The organism is Corynebacterium diphtheriae (assembly GCF_001457455.1).
GTDB classification, from domain to species: domain Bacteria; phylum Actinomycetota; class Actinomycetes; order Mycobacteriales; family Mycobacteriaceae; genus Corynebacterium; species Corynebacterium diphtheriae.
The window spans coordinates 1,581,353-1,604,189 of the sequence record NZ_LN831026.1 but is presented as its reverse complement, the minus strand read 5'-3'; the positions used below and the strand labels follow the sequence as shown (position 1 = coordinate 1,604,189).

Here is a 22,837-nt window from a genome sequence, read left to right as displayed (position 1 = left end):
GACGTGGATTCCTTTGATCGCCGTCGCATCGTTGTAGCGCTGTTGAGCATTGCAGTGTTAATGCTTGGGGTAGTGGTGCTGTCTACCTCAGATAAAACAGCGAAGCCAATGAACATCAACGGCGATCAACTAGGGCGAAATCGGGACGAAACGAGTCAAGACTATGCCATTCGAGCACAGAAATCTCTCGAGATGGCATCGGAACCAGCCTTTGCGCTCGTTGCGTTTCCACGGCTTATCGACGCCAACACGGCAGGGGATATAGCAGAAAAAGCCGGTATCATGCGGGTCAATGCCGTACTTCTCGGACAAGGACCCGCATTAGATCTGCCCGAGCCCACAGGAAATGCCAACCGTGGTCGCGTTATTGCTGAGCAATGCCGGATGCGTGGCGGTGATCCGGAAACTATTGCGGCGCTCGTGGTGCATGCGCCGGGTGATCAACTCCGGCGCGTGGCTGCGTCGCAACGCGTTGCGACGGTGGAGGTTCTTCCACCTGACGCTGCATGGGGGAGAATCGGTCTACTTGCTCCTGTTGTGGAGCCGTAACGTTCTTTGGCGACGCTGCAGGAGGACGTCGCCAATGTACATGGCGACAGAAATCCAAATGATGCCAAACCCTACCCATTTCAGCGGTTCGATATTCTCATTGACCACAAAGACAGCCCACAGCATTTGGAATGTGGGTGTCATGTATTGCAACATGCCGATCGTTGAAAGCGGAATGAATTTCGTGGCTAATCCGAAAAGTAGAAGTGGGACTGCGGTGATGGCACCGGCGCTAATAAGTAATCCTGCATGGGCTGGGCCGTGGGAAACGAAAGTGCCCGGACCTGTTATTTCGAGGTAAATGATGTAGCCCAAAGCTAATGGCAGCAACACAAAGGTTTCGGCGGTCAGTGAAGCAGCTGCAGAGATTGTGACTTTCTTTTTTACTAGCCCATAAAAGCCGAAGGAGAGTGCGAGGCTTAAAGAAAGCAGAGGAGCGCTGCCACCGAAAACTGACAGAACTACCACGGCAGCCGCAGCGATCACCACGCTCAGCGATTGCAAAGGGCGTAGGCGTTCTCGCAGAAAAGCAACACCCAAAACAACGTTGACAATTGGGTTAATAAAATACCCAAAAGCGGCATCAGCAACGTGGCCTGTGTTCACGGCAATCACGTAGATGAGCCAGTTAGCAGCGATGAGAACCGAGGCGAGCGCTAGGCGTAACCATTGACCTTTTCCTGCAGATAGCAGCTCGCGCCACTGGCGGGTTATCACGACCGCGATGGCCATGAATACACCTGTCCAAAGAATTCTGTGTGCGATGATTTCTAGCGGTGCGGCGGGAAGGAGCAGCGGGAAAAATGCTGGGAAGAGTCCCCAAAGTAAATACGCCAGAATTCCGTAGATCATTAGGGAACACTTACTCTTCATGTGACGTTAGGGGCAAGTTTCGCCCCCGATAAGTCACCCAAAAATATTAATGGAAATTAATTCCAATATGCTGTGTGCTGGGCACTCGTTTTGGCGAAGTAGAACCACTAGACTGTCTGCCTATGGCCAAAAAATCTTCCTTTGTTCACTTACATAATCACACCGAGTATTCGATGCTCGACGGAATGGCAAAAGTGGACATGTTGGCAGAAGAAGTTGTCAGGCAGGGCATGCCTGCAGTAGGTATGACCGATCATGGAAACATGTTTGGATCCGATGCATTTTATCGGGCAATGAAAGCTGCCGGGGTAAAACCGATCATCGGTATCGAAGCCTATATGGCACCTGGATCGCGCTTGCACAAGGAACGTGTGCGCTGGGGTGAACCCCATCAAAAATCCGACGACGTCTCAGCCTCTGGTGCCTATCTCCACCAAACCATGCTGGCCGAAAACGTTGAAGGGCTTCACAATCTTTTCTACTTGTCTTCGATGGCATCGTATGAAGGCCAATTAGGTAAATGGCCTCGAATGGATGCCGAGCTGATCGCAGAGCACGCCACTGGAATCATTGCGACGACAGGATGCCCATCAGGTGATGTGCAAACGCGTCTTCGCCTCGGGCAATTTGACCAAGCTTTGGAAGCCGCAGCCATGTGGCAAGACATCTACGGCAAAGAAAACTACTTCCTTGAACTCATGGATCACGGCCTCGAGATTGAGAATAGAGTCCGCTCAGAGCTCCTAGAAATTGGCCGAAAGCTCGACTTGCCCCCGTTGGTGACCAACGACTGTCATTATGTGCTGGAATCGCAGGCTCCTGCGCACGAAGCTATGCTGTGTGTGCAAACAGGTAAAACCTTGAGCGACCCCGATCGATTCAAGTTCGACGGATCGGGCTATTACATCAAAACCGCTGAGCAAATGCGGGAAACGTGGGATTCACTGGTTCCACAAGCATGCGATAACACGCTATGGATTGCAGAGCGTGTTCAAGACTACGGCGAGATCTGGGAACCGCATCCCCACGACCGCATGCCTATTGCCGATGTTCCTGAAGGCCACACCCCAACATCGTGGTTGCGACATGAAGTCCACGAAGGATTGCGTATGCGGTTTAACGGGGGAGCAGTACCGCAGAACTATCTCGAGCGCGCCGAATTTGAAATCGACGTTATCGATATGAAGGGCTATCCTTCCTACTTCCTTATCGTGGCTGAGCTCATCAAACATGCACGTTCCATCGGCATTAGAGTGGGGCCTGGTCGTGGTTCCGCGGCTGGTGCATTGGTTGCTTACGCATTGACCATCACCAACATCGATCCTATGGAGCATGGACTTCTTTTTGAGAGGTTCTTGAACCCAGAGCGTCCCTCTGCACCAGATATCGATATTGACTTCGACGATCGCCGACGCGGTGAGATGATCCGATACGCGGCTCAACGATGGGGCGAAGACAAGATTGCCCAAGTGATTACGTTCGGTACCGTGAAAACCAAACAGGCGTTGAAGGACTCAGCGCGCGTGCAATATGGTCAAGAAGGCTACAAAATGGCCGACCGTATTACTAAGGAACTTCCGCCAGCAATCATGGCGAAGGATATTCCATTATCCGGAATCATGGATCCAGAACACCCTCGATACGGCGAGGCAGGTGAGGTGCGTCATCTGATTGAAACTGATCCAGATGTGCGCAAGATCTACGACACCGCTCGTGGCCTTGAAGGTGTTGTGCGACAAGCTGGTGTGCACGCTTGTGCTGTGATTATGGCCAGCGTTCCGCTACTTGAGCATATTCCTATGTGGAAGCGTGCTAACGACGGTGCCTTGATCACCGGATGGCCGTATCCTGCATGCGAAGCCATCGGTTTGCTGAAGATGGACTTCCTTGGTCTGCGTAACCTGACCGTGATCGGTGACTGCCTAGAAAACATTAAGATCAATCGAAATGAAGAGCTTGATCTTGAAGCCCTACAAACCGACGATCCCAATGTGTACAAGCTGCTATCTAGTGGCGATACCCTAGGCGTGTTCCAGCTTGACTCCGGCGGCATGCAGGAATTGCTGAAGCGTATGCAACCAACTGGCTTCAACGATATCGTGGCGTCTCTCGCACTGTATCGTCCAGGTCCGATGGGCGTGAACGCGCACTGGGACTATGCAGATCGCAAAAATGGCCGAAAGCCTATTGAGCCAATCCACCCCGAACTCGAAGAACCACTCAAGGAAATCCTTGAAGAAACCTATGGTCTGATCGTGTATCAAGAGCAGATCATGGAGATTTCTCGCAAGCTAGCAAACTACACTGCTGGCGAAGCAGATGGATTCCGTAAAGCCATGGGTAAGAAGAAACCTGAAGTTCTTGCCAAGGAGTATAAGAAGTTCTCTGAGGGTATGTTCTCCAATGGTTATTCCAAAGCAGCTGTCGACGCACTGTGGGGAACAATTGAGCCGTTCGCATCCTACGCGTTTAACAAGTCTCACGCGGCAGGCTATGGGTTGGTGTCTTATTGGACCGCCTACCTTAAGGCTAACTACACCGCGGAATATATGGCGGCGTTGTTGACGTCGGTGGCAGATAAGAAGGACAAGTCTGCGATCTATCTTTCCAACTGCAGGCATCTTGATATTTCGGTGTTGTCGCCAGACGTGAATGAATCCCACCTAAACTTCATGCCAGTTGGCGAGGACATCCGCTTCGGTCTTGGCGCAGTGCGTAACGTGGGTGAAGACGTTGTGGCTGCGATCATTAAGGCGCGTGAAGAAAAAGGTGCTTTCACCGATTTTTCGGATTACTTAGACAAGATCGATATCACTGCGTGTAACAAGCGTGTGACCGAATCCTTAATTAAGGCAGGCGCCTTTGACTCTATGGATCATCCTCGCAAAGGATTGCTGCTGATCCATGAGGATGCAGTGGATGCTGTCACCAGTACAAAGAAAGCCGCCGATAAAGGCCAGTTTGATCTTTTTGCAGGTCTTGGTGCAGACGCCGAAGAAGTCAATAATGTCTTCGCCGTTCAAATTCCAGATGCACAGTGGGACAAAAAGCATCAGCTTGCGCTCGAGCGTGAAATGCTTGGTCTTTATGTCTCTGGCCATCCGCTCGATGGCTATGAAGAAGCACTAGAGGCGCAAACTGATACTCCATTGACCACCATTTTGAGTGGTGAGCTGCGTAATGGTGCAGAAGTTACCATTGGCGGAATCATTTCCGGCGTAGATCGTCGCTACTCCAAGAAAGACGGATCTCCGTGGGCAATCGTTACGATGGAGGACCACCATGGTGCACAGGTGGATCTGCTTGTGTTCAACAAGATCTACGCCATTGTCGGTCCGCAGATCGTGGAAGATAACATTATTCTTGCTAAGGCACATGTCAGCATTCGTGACGATCGAATGTCGCTATTCTGTGACGACCTCAAAGTTCCAGAATTGGGACCAGGCAATGGTGCTGGTCTACCGCTGCGTCTTACCCTCCGAACCGATCAGTGCACTATGGAAAATATTGCCAAGCTCAAACAGGTGCTCTCTAATAACAAAGGAGATTCCGACGTGTACCTGAATGTGGTTCATGGAGAAGAAAAAACAGTGATGATTTTGGGCGAACACCTCCGAGTTAATCGCAGTGGAAATCTCATGGGTGACCTGAAAGCCACCATGGGGCCGGGCATTTTGGGGTAGGTGTTAGGCAGCAGTAGTACCCCGTGGTTAAAATTGTTGCCCATGAGTAAAGAAGCAGAAAACCAGCAGGTCACTTTCGGCGCAATTCACGCCGCTGATATTCAAATGGCACAGTCTCGAATTTCTGCTTCTATTGCACCGACGCCCCTGCAGCATTGCCCACGGTTGTCGCAAATGACGGGATGCGAAGTCTATCTCAAGCGCGAAGACCTTCAAGACGTTCGGTCCTATAAAATCCGTGGTGCTGTCAATGCGATCTCGCAACTGACAGAGGAACAACGAGTGGCTGGGATCGTGGCGGCGTCGGCAGGCAATCATGCCCAAGGTGTGGCTTTCGCCTGCCGAACCATGAGTATCAAAGGTCGAATCTACGTTCCGGCAGCAACGCCTAAGCAAAAACGCGACCGTATCATGGTCCATGGTGGCGACGCTGTAGAACTCGTAGTCACCGGTGCCAATTTTGATGAAGCGGCAGCTGCTGCACGTGAGTACGCTCGCGTCGAAGGCGCAACGATGGTGGAACCATTCGATAACCGCGATACCGTTATCGGCCAGGGAACTGTAGCAGCAGAGATCTTGGCACAATTAACAACGCTGGGTAAAACACTTGATACCGTCGTCGTGCCCGTTGGTGGTGGTGGATTGCTTTCCGGCGTTGTCAGCTATCTTGCTGATATGGCGCCACGCACCGCGATCGTTGGAGTAGAACCAGAAGGTGCGGCATCCATGCGCGCCGCTCTGGATGCTCACGGTCCTGTGACCTTGGATAATGTTGACCCATTTGTCGACGGTGCCGCTGTGAAACGTATCGGTGATCTTAACTATCACATCATCGAACACAACCAAGGCCGTATTCATCCCATCAGCGTTAATGAAGGTGCTGTATGTACTGAGATGCTTGACTTGTATCAAAACGAGGGCATCATTACAGAACCTGCAGGGGCGCTGTCAGTTACTGGATTGAAAGAGCTGTCACTTGGAAGCAGGGACGTAGTTGTCTGCATCATCTCTGGTGGTAACAACGATGTGCTGCGTTATGGGGAAATCATGGAGCGCTCCCTCGTTCATCGCGGACTCAAGCACTACTTCCTCGTCAATTTCCCACAGGAGCTAGGGCAGCTACGTATTTTCCTGAACGACATCTTGGGCCCAGATGATGACATCACTTTGTTTGAATATCTCAAACGCAACAACCGTGAAACCGGAACAGCGCTCGTAGGACTTCAACTCGGAGTTGCTTCCGAACTTGACGGTTTGCTCGAGCGAATGAATGCTTCGCGGATTGATTGCCGGCGACTAGAACCTGGAACGCCAGAGTATAGTTACCTCGTTAATTTGTAACGACTCGGACGAAAAGGAGAGCGGTGGACCTCTACCGTAGGCCTGTTGCCCACGAGGAATTTCGCAACGAAATCGAGATTAAACGGTCACGATTCATCACGGTAATTCGACGGGCTACGACGGAACAAGAAGCTAGAGACGTTATCAATGAACTGAAAAATGAGTTCCCTGATGCACGTCATCACTGCAGCGCATTCATAGTCCATGTTGACGATGCAGTTCCTGTAGAACGTTCAAGCGACGATGGTGAACCTTCGGGAACTGCAGGAACTCCCATGCTCGACGTCGTCCGTGGTAGTGGTCTGCTAGACATCGTTGCGGTCGTAGTCCGCTATTTCGGTGGAGTGAAATTGGGCGCAGGTGGGCTAGTCCATGCGTACTCTGATTCGGTATCACAGTGCCTTGAATTGGTTCGCAGCGTACAACGTAGGCGTCGAGAGCTTTATACCATCGAGGCCAACCATAGCGATGCTGGCAGGTTGGAATCTGAGTTACGGCGCCGAGATATTGATATTGTTGATGTCTCCTATAGCAACCGAGTGACGATGACGATCGCCGTTGAAATTGGGCAACGGGAACAGACCCAGGGATTGTTGTCTTCTCTTACTTCGGGCGCGGCGGTTTTGCGAGAAGCTGGGGTGTCATGGATCGAATCGGTATCCTAAGCTGTGCTGCATTAGTATCTACACCATGACTATGCAAAGGCGTCCTATTAATAGCATTGAACAGCGCAAATTAGAAGTGCGTAAGTATTCTCGCAACGCCGTGGTGTCCATAGCCGGTGGAGTAGTCGGCGGCATTGCTCTCGCACTCATTGCAGAGTCGGCAACATGGCTTCTCATTGGCCTTGTCATCGCCGTGGTGGGTGGTTGGGTTAATTGGTCTAAGGTTCAAAAAATAGTCAATCATAAGGACGTATAGCACCCATGGCAGAGGATGCGGCACCTGTGCGTATCGACGTGTGGGTTTGGGCTGTTCGTTTGCTCAAAACACGGTCGTTATCAGCGCAGGCGTGCAAGGCAGGACATATCAAACTCAACGGGGTTGCAGTTAAACCCTCGCAGTTGGTTACTCCGGGGGACCGAGTACGGGTATGGGCTGATCACCGCGAGCGTGATGTAGAGGTTGTTAGCACAGTTCGTAAACGTGTAGGTGCTGCAATTGCCCAAGCCTGCTACATTGATCATTCTCCGCCACCGCCGCCGAAAGAAATTCTGCTTTCTATGCCACGTCGTGACAAAGGCGCGGGGCGGCCAACGAAGAAAGAACGCCGAGACATCGATCGGTTGCGTGGTAGGCGCTGATAGTGGGCGTTCATGCGAAACGAAGAAAGTCTTTCACTCCTTAAACCTATAAGGAGCGAAAGACTTTCGTTATTTACGGGTGAATTAGGATAATCCCCAGCTTGGTGGTGGAAAATCAATTCCAAATTTGCGGAAGAAGTCCGCGATGCTTAGCGCCCATGTGGCAATAAAGTCTGCGAGATCTGGAAACACCAAAATGGATGAAGTCATCGATCCGTATTCTCCTCAACGTTGAAGTATGTTGTTTCCACGATACGTTTGTTCAGGATTGTTGTAAATCTGAGCGGTTTCGAGGGGCATGTTTGTTAAGAATTCGGAGGCGTTCGTTAAGTCGGGGGAGACGGAGGCGAGGATTCTTTCCGGTTTCCCCAGTGGCTTCAATATGCTTGGTGCCATAACGGTATAGCAGGAGGTCGTCGATAATGCGTACTTGTCCTGGCTTGAACTTGTAGTTCAAGGCCTTGCGTACTGCTTCGATGTCGCGATCGTTAAGCAAATCCTTCAGCTGAGCTGCAGTAGTGATGGAGTGTGCGAAGAGTAATTCTTCGAGCCAACGATAGTGCTCGCTGCGTGATTGTGGGAAACGGGAACCTACAAGCATTGCGATAACTCCCGGCAACGTTTCGGCAGTAATGTCGACCTCAAGGTTGGGGCTGTGCTTTTGAGGTTCTTGGATTGCTGCGATGAGATCAAACTGTTGATCTGCTAATTCGATAAGCCCCGCGGCTAGTGTAAAGGCTCTGTCGATTTGGGGATCAAGGTCACCTGAACGCTTGTATCGAATATCGTGTTCGAATTCTGCCCAAGCATGTTGCAAAACGGTACGAATTTGAACTTCGAAAACCATGCCGACGTAATTGTTGAGATCTTTGACGCGATCGTCGATTTTGAGAATAAGGTGATGCGATCCGTAGCCAAAGCTTCCCGAAATGCGAGTAAGGGCAGTCTTATCGACGGAGCGCTCCACCGTGAAAACATCGGCGAGGGCTTCGATAATCTGTGGAATCTCGGTGGAATGCAGAGTTGTAATCCGCACACCGATGATGTCGTGGACATCGTCCCATGGGTGAGGATAAATAAACGCACCCTGCGCGTTCTTCTTTCGGGCCTTGGTTTTCAGAGAATGCCAACTTTTAATGCGAGCGCTGACGCGATCGTACGTAAGACCAGCATCGGTCAGGACATCTTCGAGCGCATCACTGAAGTCTCGTTCGGCATGGGGATGTTTCCGAACGAACTGAGCGTACTGAGTATGTAGCTCAGAAATCAGTGACTGAGGCATTGATGCTCCTTGGTGCTACGGGGAAAGATCTTTGTAAGTGATGACCATGATCGGCGCTACATACTACCACTAAGCGGCACTGTTAGGCCGATAACTGATCACTGGACATGTGACGCAACGGTTGTTGCCAAGCTGTGGACTTAATATGTGCGGGGAATCCTTCGTGGTAGATCAAGGCGTCTTTGACGAGCGGGGTAGAAAAGGTTGACAGCCATGATTCCAATTGCGGGCTCACAATGTGAGAAGCAACCGCGATTAATAATTGGGGATGTGGCACGTAGAAAACTGGGGTTGCGCACAAGATGTTGGCCAAGTGGTGATAAATGACTTCGAAGGTAAGTGGATGCGCGATCCATGCACTCGTGGGTGCGCCGGTGACGTCAACCTGAAGACCTTCGGTCATACGCTTGGTAAGAAAAGTGGTGGGTCTTGTTCTGATAGGGATTCCACGTGCATTACTCGTGGTATAGATCAGATTATCTGCTGCGGTATCCCACAGGTATTGCGCACTTACGTCTAAGTCGTCCAGTGAATACTTGCTACTAGCAATAGTGGCGTTAAGGCATGGAGATAGTGCGATCTGAACACTCGTTTGCTCGTCGGTGGTTGTTTCTTCAAAAGCTGGGTCACGGCGTGGCGTGAGCGACAATTGAATGGACGTGAGAATGTCGGTGTGCTTGGGAGTGGTGTCAGACTGCATGTTGATCCCCAGTGCTCCTTGTCTGTTGATATGAAAGCTCTACATATTCAGACGTAACGAGCACGGGGGTTGGTTCCCAAAGATTTATCTTTTACCCCCTTTGTGTGGCCCCTTTGTGGCCTCTGCGTGGGATATTAAAACGGTGGTTGTTCGTCCTCGGGATTAAGACCTAGTTGCGCAAACAGGTCTTCTTGAGTCCATAGGTCAATTACTTGGCCTTTGGCGCGCAGTTCTTCGGCACGTTTTTGTTTAGAAGTCGGTTTGTCCCATGGGCCGCATACAAGGATGGTCGTCTTTTTCGTGACGTTTTTGCCAATAATGCCTCCTTGGTTCGCAATTCCAGCCCACAGCTCGCCTTTGTCGTAGGGGGCGAAATCGCCGCTAAGCGTGACAGATTGCCCAAAGAGCCGGCCCTGAGGATCGGCATCAGGATTAGGGTCAGGGATTGTTTCTGGAGTTGCCACCTTCGACCACGGCGCCCGTGCTGCTTTGGTTGCTTTGCGGGGTTTTTCTGCTGGTGGGGTTTGAATAGCAGCGGCAGCGGAATCAGGTGAAGCTGGAGCGCTCGAGGCACCACGAACTTTGAGAACTGGATACACACGAGCGTCGGATAATTGACCAGTGTGGAACCCTAGCATGTTAAATGCGGAGGCAAAATCAGTGATTTCGGTGTTCAGACGTTGTGTAAGAGCGATGAGAATTCCGGCGCAGGCTTCGGCATCCGCACAAGCGTTATGGTGATTTCGAAGCTCAACATGAAGATGTTGTGAGACAGTGGGAAGTTTATGATTCGCAATAGGTAGGTGTGCTGCGCGCGCGGCAGCGAGAGAACAACCAAAATTGGTGGTGCGCAGGCGAATATCAGCAGCTTGGGTAGCACGCAGGAAAGCAGTCATATCAAATTGTGCGTTGTGTGCAGCCAGAGGAAGATCTCCTGCGAAGTCAGCAAATTGCTTGTAGCATTCAGCGAAGCTAGGCGCAGTTGCGACCATATCTGCGGTAATGCCGTGAATGGCGATGTTAGCTTCGTCGAAGGAATTCAAATCGCCTGGTGGGGTGCATAGCCACTCTTTGGTTTCTACAACGTGACCATCTCGTACTTTAGCCGCACCGATCTGACAAATAGAACCCCAGTCGCTATTAGCTGTTTCCACATCGACCGCCACAAAATCTAAGTGGGGCACGGGTTGGGGAATAGGGCCATCGCCATTCATTGCTGCTGACAGTGTACGAACAAAAAGTTCTTGTTCGGTTGCACTGTTAGGCGGGAACCAAATAGCAATTTCTTTGTCTGCAGTAACAGTAACTAGTCCGCGGTCAAAGGCGTCAGCTACAGACACCGATTTTACTTCTGTGATGGCGGAAACCTGCAGGTGGACGTCGTCAAGCCCTAGGCTTGCACGCAGTAGCGACGACTGACCTGTAAGCGTCGAGGCATCAACGCGGAAGCCTAAACCGTGTGCTGGGATGAGGCCGGACATAGTGCTGTGCTCCTTGAATTCCTATGGTTTGTGCTTGCTCAGATGTCTGACACTACAGGTGTGCAGTGACATGCTCACTGCGGCGCTCGAACGTGTCATCGCATGATCGGGCGCCGCAGTGCGTGTCGACGTTAACTAGTCACTGTAGTCGTCGTCTCGACGATCCTTTTCCACAGTTTGGGACTTATGTGTGGTGTCGACGAGTCGAAGGATCAGCGTGCTGCGTGCTTCGACGGTAATCGAGTCGCCTGCGCGAAGCGTCTTTGCTTCGTCAGGGTAGCCAGTATCAACATTGGTATCGACGATAAGTTTCCACGCTGGACCGAACTCGGTGTCAGGAAGAGTAAAGTCGATCGGCTCGTGATAGGCATTGAACATCATGATGAAGGAGTCATCTTCAATGCGTTGGCCGCGCGCATCGGGTTCTTGGATGGCTTTGCCATTGAAGTAGACCATGAGGGACTTGCCACAGGCGAAATCCCAGTCGCTTTGACCCATCAACTTGCCAGAAGGAACCAGCCACGCAATATCGCGGTCGCCTACTTCTGATCCCAACGGACCCCCAGCCAAGAAGCGCCGGCGTCTAAACACAGGATGGTTACGGCGGATCGTGATGAGCCGTTTGGTGAACTCCATCAACGCAGCGTTTTTGTCTGCTAGCTCCCAATCCATCCACGACGTCTCATTGTCTTGGCAGTAAACATTGTTATTGCCATCTTGAGTACGCGCCATTTCATCGCCATGGGCAATCATGGGGGTGCCTTGGCTGAGCAAAAGCGTTGTGAGGAAATTACGTCGTTGACGTGCACGTAATTTGTTGATCTCAGGATCTTCGGTGGGGCCTTCTTCGCCGCAGTTCCACGAACGATTGTGGCTTTCCCCATCTCGACCGTCTTCACCATTTGCATCGTTGTGCTTGTGGTTGTAGCTGACTAGGTCATTGAGCGTGAAGCCGTCGTGAGCCGTGATGAAGTTGATAGAAGCCGTAGGGCGGCGACCATTATTGGCGTACAGGTCTGAAGAGCCAGTAAGACGAGAAGCAAATTCGCCGAGTGTCGACGGCTCACCACGCCAGAAATCACGGACAGTATCGCGGTATTTTCCATTCCACTCAGTCCAAAGCGGCGGGAAATTACCCACTTGGTAACCGCCCTCGCCCACATCCCAAGGCTCGGCGATGAGTTTGACTTGAGAAACAATCGGATCTTGTTGGACAAGATCGAAGAATGTAGCGAGCTTATCCACGTCGTGTAGTTCACGAGCCAAAGTGGAAGCTAAGTCGAATCGGAAACCATCAACGTGCATCTCTGAGACCCAGTAACGCAGGGAATCCATGATCATTTGCAATGGATGCGGATCTCGGACGTTGAGTGAATTTCCGGTGCCCGTGTAGTCCATGTAGTGGGCTTTATCTCCGTCAACGAGGCGGTAGTATGCCTCATTGTCGATGCCGCGGAATGCGATCGTGGGACCCATGTGGTTTCCCTCCGCGGTGTGGTTATAGACCACGTCGAGGATGACCTCGATGCCTGCTTCGTGGAAGGCACGCACCATTCCTTTGAACTCGGAGACAGCGCCACCTGGCTCTTGGGCCGCCGCATAATCTTGTTGAGGTGCAAAGAAACCAAAGGTGTTATAGCCCCAATAGTTACGCAATCCCAAGTCGCGGAGGCGGTCATCTTGCAGGAACTGATGCACTGGCATGAGCTCGATTGCAGTGATGCCAAGGTCTTTGAGATGTTCGATGATCGAAGGATGCGCTAGACCAGCATAAGTACCACGGAGGGATTCTGGTACGTCTGGGTGGCGCATCGTCATGCCTTTGACATGAGCTTCGTAGATTACGGTCTCGTTATACGGCGTGTTTGGGCTGCGGTCTGAACCCCAGTCAAAGAAGGGATTCACCACAACCGACTTCATGGTGTGTTCGAGACTGTCTTCTGTATTGCGACCCTCGGGATTTTCTGGATCGTTGATGTCATAGCTAAACAGCGATGGATGTCCATCGAATTCACCGTCAAAAGCGCGTGCATATGGATCGACTAGTAGTTTGCTGGGATCGCAACGTTTGCCTTCAGCAGGGTTATAGGGGCCATGGACGCGGAAGCCATAGCGTTGGCCAGGTTTGACGCCTGGGAGGTAGCAGTGCCAGATGTGGGCATCGACTTCGTCGAGGAGGATTCTTTCCTCATTGCACTCTGTGTCGATGAGGCAGAGCTCAACTTTTTCGGCAACGTCAGAGAAGATAGCAAAGTTCGTACCTGCTCCGTCGTATTTAGAGCCCAGTGGGTAGCTTTGTCCGGGCCAGATTTGACGATCGGACGTCACAGGGGAGTCGTTCATAGCTACTCACTCTACTGCTTTTTAGGAAAACCCCTGTGTTTTCAATCCAACGATAATAATCTCAAGGCTGCTCATAAAGAGTTGATCGTGGTTCTTAACGGCTGTAGCTGTCCCAGATTCAACTTCCAAACGCTGTACCTCGGATTGCTCGATGAGGCAGGAACCAAGAATAAAATTCAGCAATGTTGATGCGCCGATGTAGGCTTTGTCGCAGCCGCCGAGAATGGCCGAAACGACGCAAATAATATCGTTGCGTAACGACGCGTCTGTCAGTGCGGCACTCAAAAGCTCGGCCCCATCTCGGTGACGCAACATCAAGGATCGAACGTCGAATGCTAACGAAGGGATGTCATGATGATAAGCCGAAGGGGAGGCGTCGATAAGCGGTGCCATGATGTGGCGAGCAATGGCATCAATTAATGCCTGTTTGTTTTTAAAATGCCAGTACAAAGCTCCAGGGGCAACGCCTAGGTGAGTTGCAAGCCTTCGCATTGTCATGTCGGCTAGACCATAGGAATCCAAAATATCGAGGCTTGCAGAAATGATGGACTCTTTACTTAATTGCACAGCAGTCAGCCTATCCTGATTCGGTTGCTCGTGATGGGGGAACGCGGTCCATGTATGACACAACGTGTCGTAGGCGATACTAACACCGTAATGTATGTGAATGATCATCCGATTAACATCGTAACGAATACATCGATCGGCCAACTTTTGTATTAAAAGCTAGAGTCGAATACAAATCTTCGTGGCACCCCACGACGAAACCCAGATCACAGAGGAGATACTCAGTGTCGATTAGTCTTCACCTTTCCATCCTTAAGCTTCCCGTTCTTGCCTGTGCTACCGCCGGTGTCATGGTGCTAACAGCTTGTGGTTCCGATGGAGATAGCTCGGATTCGTCGGCAAATAAGACCTCAACCGGTGCGTCGACCTCAAAGTCTGCAAGCGCAAAACCTGGCGAGCCATCTGATGCGCCTGCACCAGAATCAGCTGCGCCTGCGCCAGCGCCAGAAAACGGGCAACCGGCGCCTGGACAGCCGGCTCCTGGACCGATCGACAACCCAGAGATTTCATTCATTCCGCAAGCCCCTGTTGCCGATGGCGCACCTGCGAGTGCTGAAGATCAACAGGCCATCGAAGGTCTTGTGCGTGGCATAATGAACGCCACCACGGTGCGTCAGTTTATGGGGTACATTCCTCAGAACACCTGCGCACGTTACCTTGAAGCTAATGGCGGGCTTGCAGCGATGAATATCGACCAGATCCCTGACGTTCCATTGGCGGATTTCCCTCAGTACGCTCACGCACGTCCTACTATCGATTCCGTGACTGATATTCAGGTCAATGGTGATTCTGCATCTGCGACAGTGACCTCGACGGCAGATGGCCAGACAAATTCTGCGGTTCAGCGCTTTGCTCGCGAAAACGGCCGATGGACGTTCTGCGACTAATCCCCGCAGTGCACGCGTGCTCTGTCACCTGATTGGTACAGAGCACGCATACACATTCTTGATCGATCCGGCAGGCACGGTACCCTGTGTCTCATGCGAAAAACTTCAACCACCTCGACAGCTCCGCACATTTCGGAGAATGTTGATCCACTCCCAGAAAAACAAGGAAGTGGCGTGGTCACATCACGCTTTCGCCCGTGGCTTCATTCGGCGCAGTGGTATTCAGCGATTGTCGTGATGGTGTCTTTGTTATTCGCCGGCACAGGAGTTGTATGGGCATGGTTTCGCCCCACATATTCAGCGGAAATCGTGGAAGATAACCAAATGCGCGTTGGCACGGAAGTAAACGTGGAGTTTCTTTCTCTCGCGCAATTTATTGTCATTTCGGGAATTCTTTCCCTAGCCATCACGTATATCCTTGCGCGGAAAGTGCGTTCGCATAACCATCAAGTGCGCATCATGATGTGGCTCTTGTTATGGACACTTATCGGCGGATTGATCCTCGCCACCACCGGAGACATGGTTGCTTCGCTCATCCATCACACGACTGATGCTGACCAGCTCCTCCCCGGAACAGTCATCCGTTTCGCGCCGCCTGTTGCATTAGGGGCCAACGCAGTGATGTGGCCACCTTTCGTTGCCGGGTGTGCTTTTTGGCTATCGCTATTCATTAATATCGATGACCAAAGCGACGATGACAATGTTTCAGCCGATAACCGTAATACCGATAGCTAAGCGTTATTCCTGATGCGGAGGGGCGTCGTAAAGCCCGTACTTGGGGCTTTTTAATTGTGAGATGCTGTGCATCAATGCGTTAAACCCCTCGGAGAGAAACGTAGTCAGCTGCGTGTCGGTAAGGCCGCCACCAGCATCGATATGAGTTTCTACACGAATTCTAAGCGTCTCGTCTTTATTCGCGATGAAAGCTTTCGTGGCAACCGCTTCATCATTCCAACGATTACAAATAAGAAATATCCGCATAAAATCGCTGCGCTGTAACCCAGAATCCCACTCCGCCCACATCATGATGGTAGGGCCGGACTCTAGATCACAGGCAATCATGGCTTCGGAATGCCAAATTGGTGCATATAACACCTCCAAAGAATCTGCAGTGGAAGTGATCTCTTCCATAATTGGAGAGATTCTGTCCATCGTGACCAAAGAGGGCACATCTGAAGTGCCGTCTCCCAGATCGAAAAAATCAGAAGAAGCATCCTCATAGAGATGCGCATTGAACAACTGCTGGTGGTCTACTGACAATGCAGCAAAATCATCGAGGAACGTGCGAACTGCAAGGGCAGTGGCATCGCTTGCAAGCTGCAAAAACTCTGCCAATTGCAAGTCAGTTTGCGGAAGTGAAACAGAGTTGCTTGACCTAAAAGCAACAGAAAGCGATCCAGAATCATTAACACGAATGCGTGCCGACGGGCTGACGCGCTCGTTGTTCCACGAGTTCACACTTTCTGCAACCCGAGAAAACTCATCTAATGGTAACTGGCCGTTTAAAAAGCCCTCGACAATCAATTGCGGATTAGCCTGTGCTGAATCCTGATGATGAGTGTCTACTTCAGTGATTGTTCCACAAGCGTTTTCATTGACGAGGCCAACAATGAGGCTATATTCGCGCCATTCGATTTCGATCACGCTGCTGTGGTGCACCATAATCCGGCGATGGACGAAACCAAGTCGTGTCAGGATGTTTTCCACACTGTGCATAGTGATGGGATTGCAGGAAACAGAAGAAAATTGAACCCCTAATGTTGGATCGTTTGAATGTGTGCCCACCCCTTGCACCTTCTTTCCTTGTGTATTGAATAATCCGTGAGAACTTTAGCAGTCTAGCAGCTGGCAGATCATTGAAACATGAAGGGATGCGCTACCGAGATTAGGGGGTAGAAGCAGAAAAATATCTCTATGCAGGTGCATCTACAACGATAGAATGACCCAATACAACGAGTGAGGCGAAAATGGCCGTGAAAACTTTCATGGAGTGTGGCCTCGTGATGGCTTTTCACCATGACGGGGGTGCTCCATACGCCTTGTTGTGGAGATGGCTGCATATAATGTGTGCTTTAGTCCCATCGTAGGCGGTGTTTTTACGGAAAACATCGAAAAATATTGAGGAAACGTAAAATTATGTTGAATGTGATTGATCTCCGCGGACACGTTCCCACCACAAGTGAGCTGCGTAGAACATTGCCACGAGGCGGAACGGATATTAATTCGGTATTACCGATCGTCGAGCCAGTGGTTACCGACGTTAAGAATAGAGGTGCTGCTGCCGCACTTGATTATGGAGAAAAATTCGATCACGTTCGCCCACCATCAATTCGAGTGCCGCAAGATGTCATCGATCAGGCACTGGACAGCTTGGACCCCAATGTCATTGAGGCACTGAAAGAATCGATCGCCCGAGTGCGTGCAGTTCACTCCGAGCAATTTCCAGCCCAACACACCACCTCCTTTGGTGATGGCGCAACAATTACAGAGAAGTTCATACCAGTATCTCGTGTTGGCCTCTACGTTCCTGGTGGAAATGCTGTGTATCCCTCCAGCGTTATTATGAACGTCGTCCCCGCTCAAGAAGCGGGAGTGGAATCATTAGTTGTGGCTTCTCCTCCACAAAAAGATCACGGTGGATGGCCTCACCCCACTATTTTGGCCGCAGCTAAGCTTTTGGGAGTAACTGAGGTTTGGGCTACGGGCGGTGCTCAAGCAGTGGCATTGTTGGCTTATGGCGATGATACCCAGCAAAATAGTGCTGAAGTCTTAGAACCGGTCGATATGATTACTGGCCCTGGCAATATATTTGTCACCGCTGCCAAGCGTTTGGTGCGCGGGGTAGTGGGCATCGACTCTGAGGCTGGTCCAACAGAAATCGCTATCGTTGCCGACGCGCAGGCGAACCCAGTCTGGATCGCCTATGATCTCATCAGCCAAGCTGAACATGATGTTCTTGCTGCTTCGGTCCTTATCACGGACTCCGAAGAGTTGGCACAGCGCGTTAATGAGGAAGTCGCTGCCCGCTACAGTGTCACTCGCAACGCAGATCGCGTATCTGAGGCGCTCAAAGGCCAGCAATCAGGCATCGTGCTTGTCGACGATCTTCCGACCGCCGTTATAGTGGCAGACGCATACGCTGCGGAACACTTGGAAATTCACACTGCAGAGCCCCACAAGGTGGCAGAACAAATTCGAAATGCTGGTGCAATATTTGTTGGCGGATATTCTCCGGTACCGCTAGGGGATTACTCAGCGGGTTCGAACCACGTACTGCCAACCTCTGGAAGCGCTCGTTATAGCTCCGGACTTTCTACGCATACCTTCCTCAAGCCAGTAAACATTATTTACTACGACGAGGTGGCACTTAAAGAAATTTCCGACACCGTGATCACCTTGGCTGATGCCGAGGACCTTCCTGCACACGGCGAAGCAATTCGTACGCGCTTTGAAAATCTTGGCAACTAGGTCTCACTGAAAAACTACGGAAAGAATGCAGTAAACCCATGAAAGATCTAACGCTGAATGATCTTCCTATTCGGGAAGAACTACGAGGCCAATCCGCTTATGGTGCACCACAACTTGACGTTGATGTTCGCCTCAATACAAATGAAAATCCCTACCCGCCCTCTGAAGCGCTCGTCGAAGAACTCGCCCGAGTCGTTGCTGAGCAAGCGAGTAACCTGAACCGTTATCCCGAGCGCGACGCTGTAGAACTTCGTACCGAGCTTGCTCGATACATTACAAAGTGCACTGGCGTACCAGTGACCTATGAGCAATTGTGGGCTGCCAATGGTTCAAACGAAGTCTTGCAACAATTGTTACAAGCATTCGGCGGCCCCGGTCGAACTGTTTTGGGGTTCCAGCCAAGTTATTCAATGCACCCTATTTTGGCGCAAGGAACTCAAACTACATTTATTAACTGCCCCCGCGATAAGGAGTTTCGCATCGATGTAGATACAGCACTGGCGGCGATTACTACTCATCAGCCCAATATCGTCTTTGTGACTACCCCGAATAATCCCACAGGCGATGTGACCTCGCTGGATACGATCCAAAAGATCCTAGATGTCGCGCCGGGAATCGTCATCGTGGATGAGGCATATGCAGAATTTTCGGAACAGCCTAGTGCTATTTCCTTGCTGGAAAACTATCCCACCAAGTTGGTTGTTTCTCGAACAATGAGTAAAGCCTTCGATTTTGCTGGTGGTCGATTAGGGTATTTTGTCGCTCATAAGGCATTCATCGATGCCGTGATGCTCGTTCGACTTCCTTATCACCTCTCGCAGCTATCGCAGGCAGCGGCCATTGTAGCGTTGCGGCATAGCGAAGAAACTTTAGCCACCGTGGCAAAACTCGTAGCGGAGCGAAAGCGAGTCCAGCAAGGTTTGCTCGAACTCGGATTTGAAATTGTGCCTAGCGAATCTAATTTCTTATTCTTTGGGCATTTTGAAGATCAGCACGCCGTGTGGCAGGCATTTCTCGATCGTAAAGTGCTTATCCGCGATGTGTCTGTTTCTGGTTATCTTCGTGCCACGGTCGGGTTGCCGGAAGAAAACGATGCTTTCCTCAAAGCTGCTGGAGAGGTAGCCCAACAATTCCTGTAATCGCATAAAAGTGGGGTTTACCTTTTATGCAGTACAAACATTTTAGACTCTAAAACGCAGAAAGCATGGTGACCTTTAACTATGGCAACCCAACCTCGAATTGGTTCAATTTCTCGTGTCACAAGCGAATCAGATATTCGCGTCGAAATAAATCTCGATGGAACAGGCACGGTCGAAATTGACACTGGTGTACCTTTTTTCGATCACATGCTTACTGCCTTTGGAGTCCATGGTGCATTTGATTTGAAGGTTAAGGCCACAGGAGACACACACATCGACGCCCACCACACAGTGGAAGACACCGCGATTGTGCTGGGACAGGCAATAGCACAAGCTGTAGGAGATAAACGCGGAATTAAACGATTCGGCTCTTTCCAGCTACCAATGGATGAGACGTTGTGTGAAGCCATCGTCGATTTTTCTGGGCGTCCCTACTTTGTCACCAAAGGCGAACCTGATTACCTAGTGCATTCTGTTATCGGTAGTCATTATCCGACCGTCTTAAATGAGCATTTTTTTGAATCTTTGGCGCTTAACGCAAAAATTACATTGCACGTATTATGCCACTACGGTCGGGATCCGCATCACATCACCGAAGCTGAATTTAAAGCTGTCGCACGAGCGATCCGTGAAGCAGTCGGTCCCGATGACCGTCTCACTGGAATCCCCTCAACTAAAGGAGCGCTATAAACGTGACCGCAATCCACACTTCGGTTGTAGCTCAGTCTACAATCCCACCAGCAAGTTTTTTGATGGTGTACGTGTTGTTTTTGGTATCTGGCTTATTAGTTGGTGGAGCTTGGGCCGCATATAAAGCCGATAACAGGCTCATGGTGATTGTTCTCGGAGTTCTCGCTGCAATGGCTGCAGCAGGTGGCGTCGTGTGGGCGGTAGGTATCTATCAGTAGCCAGTAGGCTGTAGTAGGGGGACTCGGTTGACTTTTATATACCTCGCGCTAGGCTCGAAGTAGCGATAAAAATTTGTTAAGGCTGGGAAGTAACTTCTCAGCCTTTCTATTTTGTTCCCCCATACTCAATAGTCCTTTAATCCTCGTCGACCTCTAAGGAAGGAGCCTGTGAAAACACTCGAAGCTACCTCCATCCAGCCTGCAGCGCCTACACAACCATGGAAAGTTCCAGGTTTTACCTCAACACTTATTGCCGTTGCAGCAGCTTTCGCGGCGTTTTCGCTCATGCTGCCAGTTATTCCTTTGGCAGTGATTGCCTCAGGGCAGTCGGATGCGCTTGCGGGAGCGACTACTGCTACCTTCATGGCTATTACAGTGCTGACTCAAATATGCACTTCTCGTTTGATCCATGCTTTTGGGTATCGAGCGGTCATGATTGTTGCAGCGCTACTTCTCGGTTTGCCGTCGTTGTGGTATGCAGTATCACTCGATCCAGCTTCTGTACTGATCGTTGCGGCAATTCGTGGTATCGGATTTGGTTCGTTGTGTGTTGCTCAATATGCGCTTATTGGGGAAATAGTTCCAGCAGGCATGCTCGGCAAAGCCTCGGGGTTACTCGGCGTTGCAGTAGGTGCGTCTCAAATGGTGGCGCTTCCTGCAGGCCTTTTGCTGGTTAATGCTGGATACAGCTTTGATGTGGTGTTCTTTATAGGCGGCGGCATTGCCTTGATTGCTGCGTTCATGGCTGTAGCAATTCCCAATGTGGAATCTGATGCTTCTAGCTCAGATGCGGCAGGAAATGACGAAGCTGGAGTGGCTATCAACGACCCTGCTTGGCGACGTGCTGAGTTAAAGTATGAGCGCCGGCAACGGATTATTCATTCTAAGGTGGTCCAAAAAGCAAAATTTGCCATTCCTGCTAAGCCGCGGGCAAAAATCAGTGCGCGTATTCATCGTCGTCCACGGCCACACGGTTTGATCGTGACAGTTGTTCCAGCATTGGCATTGGCCAGTGTTTCTATGGGGTATGGAGCAGTTTCGAGCTTCTTACCGGCTTCAGTACGCGACATCGATCCAGCTCGTGGAGCTGCCTTAGCTGGCATCATGCTTTCTATCGTGGGCGCTGCGCAAATGATTTTCCGCTTTTTCGCAGGCATGCTAGCTGACAAATTGAATCGTCCAGGAACAACGATGATTCCTGGTCTGATTTTATCGGCATTAGGCCTAGCTGGGCTCGTTGCCGTACTCGCGCTGGGGTGGCCACTGGCAACACTGATTTGTGCCGCCATCTTGTTCGGTGCTGGTTTCGGGCTGGTGCAAAATGAAGCTTTGCTGGAAATGTTTCTGCGAGTCCCTCGAGAAAAAATTGGACAGGCATCGACTATTTGGAATGCGGCGTTCGATTCGGGCACTGGTGTAGGTGCCATCATATTGGGAATGGTGGCGGCACACGCTGGTTATGCCATGGCTTTTGCTGGAGGAACGGTTCTTGTAGCTATTGGATTCATCGCAGAGCTAACTGATCGCGGTGTGCAACGTCGGCATCGTGCGCGTCGTGTAGCGGCGTCTGTTGCAGATTAACGTGTGGGGGTAGTTCGGCACGAGCACCCCGCAATGGTGGTTGATAACCAGTTAGGATGAGAAACCATGAAGAAAGTGGCACTTCTCGATTACGGTTCTGGGAATCTACGTTCAGCGCAACGAGCGTTGGAACGAGTTGGCGCAGAAGTCGAGGTAACAAACGATCCGGATGTAGTACTGGCTGCGGACGGTCTCCTCGTACCAGGAGTGGGTGCTTTTGATGCATGCATGAAGGGACTAAAAGAGGTCCAAGGTGACCGAATGATTGGTCAGCGCTTGGCAGGGGGACGCCCTGTGATGGGCATTTGTGTAGGTATGCAGATTATGTTTGATTCTGGCAACGAACACGGCATCTCTGCTACTGGATGTGGGCAGTGGCCAGGAAACGTCGAAAAGCTTGAGGCTCGTGTTCTACCGCATATGGGTTGGAACACGGTGGAAGCAGCGCAAGACTCACAACTTTTTGCTGGACTCGACGCTGATACGCGTTTTTATTTTGTGCACTCTTACGGTGTGCGTTGGTGGGAGTTCGATGGCGACGGTTTAACACGTGCACCATTAGTAACGTGGGCTCAGCATGAATCTGATCGATTTGTTGCCGCTGTGGAAAACGGTGCGTTGATGGCTACCCAGTTCCACCCAGAGAAATCTGGGGATGCTGGTGCACAACTCCTGCGGAATTGGATTGATCTGCTGTAAAACCGGCAATGCGGGACAGCTTGAGGATTCGG

General features: G+C 50.9%; 22 protein-coding genes. 14 read left to right on the top strand and 8 right to left on the bottom strand.

Annotation, left to right across the window (positions count from 1 at the left end; translation table 11 throughout):
• The first annotated feature begins 3 nt into the window (after nucleotides 1-3).
• The gene (locus AT687_RS07725) at nucleotides 4-549 is read left to right on the top strand and encodes a hypothetical protein (RefSeq protein ID WP_014310595.1); all 546 of its coding nucleotides are present in this window, start codon (nucleotides 4-6) and stop codon (nucleotides 547-549) included.
• On the opposite strand, the gene rarD is transcribed toward AT687_RS07725, so the two are convergent.
• Nucleotides 523-1,422, bottom strand: coding sequence for an EamA family transporter RarD (gene rarD, locus AT687_RS07720; protein ID WP_010935171.1), 900 nt, complete (start codon nucleotides 1,420-1,422; stop codon nucleotides 523-525). The genes AT687_RS07725 and rarD overlap by 27 nt on opposite strands.
• A gap of 122 nt (nucleotides 1,423-1,544) precedes the next feature.
• On the opposite strand from rarD, the gene dnaE reads away from it, so the two are divergent.
• From dnaE to AT687_RS07695, 5 genes are read left to right on the top strand one after another with little or no spacing between them, the layout of a single operon-like run.
• A complete protein-coding gene (gene dnaE / locus AT687_RS07715) occupies nucleotides 1,545-5,105 on the top strand; it encodes a DNA polymerase III subunit alpha (protein WP_003852120.1) in 3,561 nt (1,186 codons plus the stop codon).
• Between the two features lie 42 nt (nucleotides 5,106-5,147).
• The gene (gene ilvA / locus AT687_RS07710; RefSeq protein WP_014319191.1) at nucleotides 5,148-6,446 is read left to right on the top strand and encodes a threonine ammonia-lyase IlvA; all 1,299 of its coding nucleotides are present in this window, start codon (nucleotides 5,148-5,150) and stop codon (nucleotides 6,444-6,446) included.
• Nucleotides 6,447-6,469: 23 nt separating this feature from the next.
• Entirely contained in the window at nucleotides 6,470-7,111 is a 642-nt protein-coding gene (locus tag AT687_RS07705; RefSeq protein WP_014310593.1) for a YigZ family protein, read from the top strand.
• Nucleotides 7,112-7,136: 25 nt separating this feature from the next.
• Nucleotides 7,137-7,367, top strand: coding sequence for a hypothetical protein (locus tag AT687_RS07700; protein WP_014310592.1), 231 nt, complete (start codon nucleotides 7,137-7,139; stop codon nucleotides 7,365-7,367).
• 5 nt (nucleotides 7,368-7,372) lie between these two features.
• Nucleotides 7,373-7,750 carry an RNA-binding S4 domain-containing protein gene (locus tag AT687_RS07695; RefSeq protein ID WP_003852108.1) on the top strand — a complete coding sequence of 126 codons (378 nt, stop codon included), beginning with the start codon at nucleotides 7,373-7,375 and terminating at the stop codon, nucleotides 7,748-7,750.
• A gap of 84 nt (nucleotides 7,751-7,834) precedes the next feature.
• Here AT687_RS07695 and AT687_RS13300 read toward each other — a convergent pair whose 3' ends face one another.
• The 6 genes from AT687_RS13300 to AT687_RS07670 form a co-directional block, all read right to left on the bottom strand.
• A complete protein-coding gene (locus AT687_RS13300; RefSeq protein ID WP_003852103.1) occupies nucleotides 7,835-7,960 on the bottom strand; it encodes a hypothetical protein in 126 nt (41 codons plus the stop codon).
• A 52-nt stretch (nucleotides 7,961-8,012) separates the two neighbouring features.
• Nucleotides 8,013-9,032, bottom strand: a complete 1,020-nt coding sequence (locus tag AT687_RS07690) for a GTP pyrophosphokinase (protein ID WP_014319190.1) — start codon at nucleotides 9,030-9,032, stop codon at nucleotides 8,013-8,015.
• An 82-nt stretch (nucleotides 9,033-9,114) separates the two neighbouring features.
• Nucleotides 9,115-9,732 carry a hypothetical protein gene (locus AT687_RS07685; protein WP_014319189.1) on the bottom strand — a complete coding sequence of 206 codons (618 nt, stop codon included), beginning with the start codon at nucleotides 9,730-9,732 and terminating at the stop codon, nucleotides 9,115-9,117.
• A gap of 134 nt (nucleotides 9,733-9,866) precedes the next feature.
• The gene (locus AT687_RS07680; RefSeq protein WP_014319188.1) at nucleotides 9,867-11,213 is read right to left on the bottom strand and encodes a 3'-5' exonuclease; all 1,347 of its coding nucleotides are present in this window, start codon (nucleotides 11,211-11,213) and stop codon (nucleotides 9,867-9,869) included.
• Nucleotides 11,214-11,348: 135 nt separating this feature from the next.
• Nucleotides 11,349-13,556: a glycogen debranching protein GlgX gene (glgX, locus tag AT687_RS07675; protein ID WP_014319187.1), complete on the bottom strand. Its 2,208-nt coding sequence runs from the start codon at nucleotides 13,554-13,556 to the stop codon at nucleotides 11,349-11,351.
• A gap of 21 nt (nucleotides 13,557-13,577) precedes the next feature.
• Complete coding sequence (locus AT687_RS07670; protein ID WP_014310588.1) at nucleotides 13,578-14,231, bottom strand: TetR family transcriptional regulator; 654 nt, start codon at nucleotides 14,229-14,231, stop codon at nucleotides 13,578-13,580.
• A 116-nt stretch (nucleotides 14,232-14,347) separates the two neighbouring features.
• Between AT687_RS07670 and AT687_RS07665 the strand changes: the two genes are divergently transcribed.
• Both AT687_RS07665 and AT687_RS07660 read left to right on the top strand, forming a co-directional pair.
• Nucleotides 14,348-15,010, top strand: a complete 663-nt coding sequence (locus tag AT687_RS07665; RefSeq protein WP_014310587.1) for a hypothetical protein — start codon at nucleotides 14,348-14,350, stop codon at nucleotides 15,008-15,010.
• 174 nt (nucleotides 15,011-15,184) lie between these two features.
• Nucleotides 15,185-15,745 (top strand): hypothetical protein, encoded by a 561-nt coding sequence (locus AT687_RS07660; RefSeq protein WP_014319186.1) that lies wholly within the window; start codon nucleotides 15,185-15,187, stop codon nucleotides 15,743-15,745.
• 3 nt (nucleotides 15,746-15,748) lie between these two features.
• Here the strand turns inward: AT687_RS07660 and AT687_RS07655 are convergent, their stop codons facing one another.
• Nucleotides 15,749-16,795 (bottom strand): YbjN domain-containing protein, encoded by a 1,047-nt coding sequence (locus tag AT687_RS07655; protein WP_014310585.1) that lies wholly within the window; start codon nucleotides 16,793-16,795, stop codon nucleotides 15,749-15,751.
• Between the two features lie 351 nt (nucleotides 16,796-17,146).
• Here AT687_RS07655 and hisD point away from each other — a divergent pair, with 351 nt between their 5' ends.
• The 6 genes from hisD (at nucleotide 17,147) to hisH (ending at nucleotide 22,805) form a co-directional block, all read left to right on the top strand.
• The gene (gene hisD, locus AT687_RS07650) at nucleotides 17,147-18,478 is read left to right on the top strand and encodes a histidinol dehydrogenase (RefSeq protein WP_014310584.1); all 1,332 of its coding nucleotides are present in this window, start codon (nucleotides 17,147-17,149) and stop codon (nucleotides 18,476-18,478) included.
• Between the two features lie 38 nt (nucleotides 18,479-18,516).
• Complete coding sequence (locus AT687_RS07645; protein ID WP_014310583.1) at nucleotides 18,517-19,617, top strand: histidinol-phosphate transaminase; 1,101 nt, start codon at nucleotides 18,517-18,519, stop codon at nucleotides 19,615-19,617.
• A gap of 81 nt (nucleotides 19,618-19,698) precedes the next feature.
• A complete protein-coding gene (gene hisB / locus AT687_RS07640) occupies nucleotides 19,699-20,307 on the top strand; it encodes an imidazoleglycerol-phosphate dehydratase HisB (protein ID WP_014310582.1) in 609 nt (202 codons plus the stop codon).
• A 2-nt stretch (nucleotides 20,308-20,309) separates the two neighbouring features.
• On the top strand, nucleotides 20,310-20,525 hold the full coding sequence (locus tag AT687_RS07635) for a hypothetical protein (RefSeq protein ID WP_014319185.1): 216 nt from the start codon (nucleotides 20,310-20,312) through the stop codon (nucleotides 20,523-20,525).
• Between the two features lie 168 nt (nucleotides 20,526-20,693).
• The gene (locus AT687_RS07630) at nucleotides 20,694-22,106 is read left to right on the top strand and encodes an MFS transporter (RefSeq protein ID WP_014319184.1); all 1,413 of its coding nucleotides are present in this window, start codon (nucleotides 20,694-20,696) and stop codon (nucleotides 22,104-22,106) included.
• A 66-nt stretch (nucleotides 22,107-22,172) separates the two neighbouring features.
• Nucleotides 22,173-22,805: an imidazole glycerol phosphate synthase subunit HisH gene (gene hisH / locus AT687_RS07625; RefSeq protein ID WP_014319183.1), complete on the top strand. Its 633-nt coding sequence runs from the start codon at nucleotides 22,173-22,175 to the stop codon at nucleotides 22,803-22,805.
• Nucleotides 22,806-22,837: the final 32 nt, after the last annotated feature.

Excerpts from the sequence above, each read along its gene's own strand:
- rarD (WP_010935171.1), bottom strand. The coding sequence starts at position 1,422 with ATGAAGAGTAAGTGTTCCCTAATGATCTACGGAATTCTGGCGTATTTA.
- dnaE (WP_003852120.1), top strand. The coding sequence starts at position 1,545 with ATGGCCAAAAAATCTTCCTTTGTTCACTTACATAATCACACCGAGTAT.
- ilvA (WP_014319191.1), top strand. The coding sequence starts at position 5,148 with ATGAGTAAAGAAGCAGAAAACCAGCAGGTCACTTTCGGCGCAATTCAC.
- AT687_RS07700 (WP_014310592.1), top strand. The coding sequence starts at position 7,137 with ATGACTATGCAAAGGCGTCCTATTAATAGCATTGAACAGCGCAAATTA.
- AT687_RS07695 (WP_003852108.1), top strand. The coding sequence starts at position 7,373 with ATGGCAGAGGATGCGGCACCTGTGCGTATCGACGTGTGGGTTTGGGCT.
- AT687_RS13300 (WP_003852103.1), bottom strand. The coding sequence starts at position 7,960 with ATGACTTCATCCATTTTGGTGTTTCCAGATCTCGCAGACTTTATTGCC.
- AT687_RS07690 (WP_014319190.1), bottom strand. The coding sequence starts at position 9,032 with ATGCCTCAGTCACTGATTTCTGAGCTACATACTCAGTACGCTCAGTTC.
- AT687_RS07685 (WP_014319189.1), bottom strand. The coding sequence starts at position 9,732 with ATGCAGTCTGACACCACTCCCAAGCACACCGACATTCTCACGTCCATT.
- AT687_RS07680 (WP_014319188.1), bottom strand. The coding sequence starts at position 11,213 with ATGTCCGGCCTCATCCCAGCACACGGTTTAGGCTTCCGCGTTGATGCC.
- glgX (WP_014319187.1), bottom strand. The coding sequence starts at position 13,556 with ATGAACGACTCCCCTGTGACGTCCGATCGTCAAATCTGGCCCGGACAA.
- AT687_RS07670 (WP_014310588.1), bottom strand. The coding sequence starts at position 14,231 with ATGATCATTCACATACATTACGGTGTTAGTATCGCCTACGACACGTTG.
- hisD (WP_014310584.1), top strand. The coding sequence starts at position 17,147 with ATGTTGAATGTGATTGATCTCCGCGGACACGTTCCCACCACAAGTGAG.
- AT687_RS07645 (WP_014310583.1), top strand. The coding sequence starts at position 18,517 with ATGAAAGATCTAACGCTGAATGATCTTCCTATTCGGGAAGAACTACGA.
- hisB (WP_014310582.1), top strand. The coding sequence starts at position 19,699 with ATGGCAACCCAACCTCGAATTGGTTCAATTTCTCGTGTCACAAGCGAA.
- hisH (WP_014319183.1), top strand. The coding sequence starts at position 22,173 with ATGAAGAAAGTGGCACTTCTCGATTACGGTTCTGGGAATCTACGTTCA.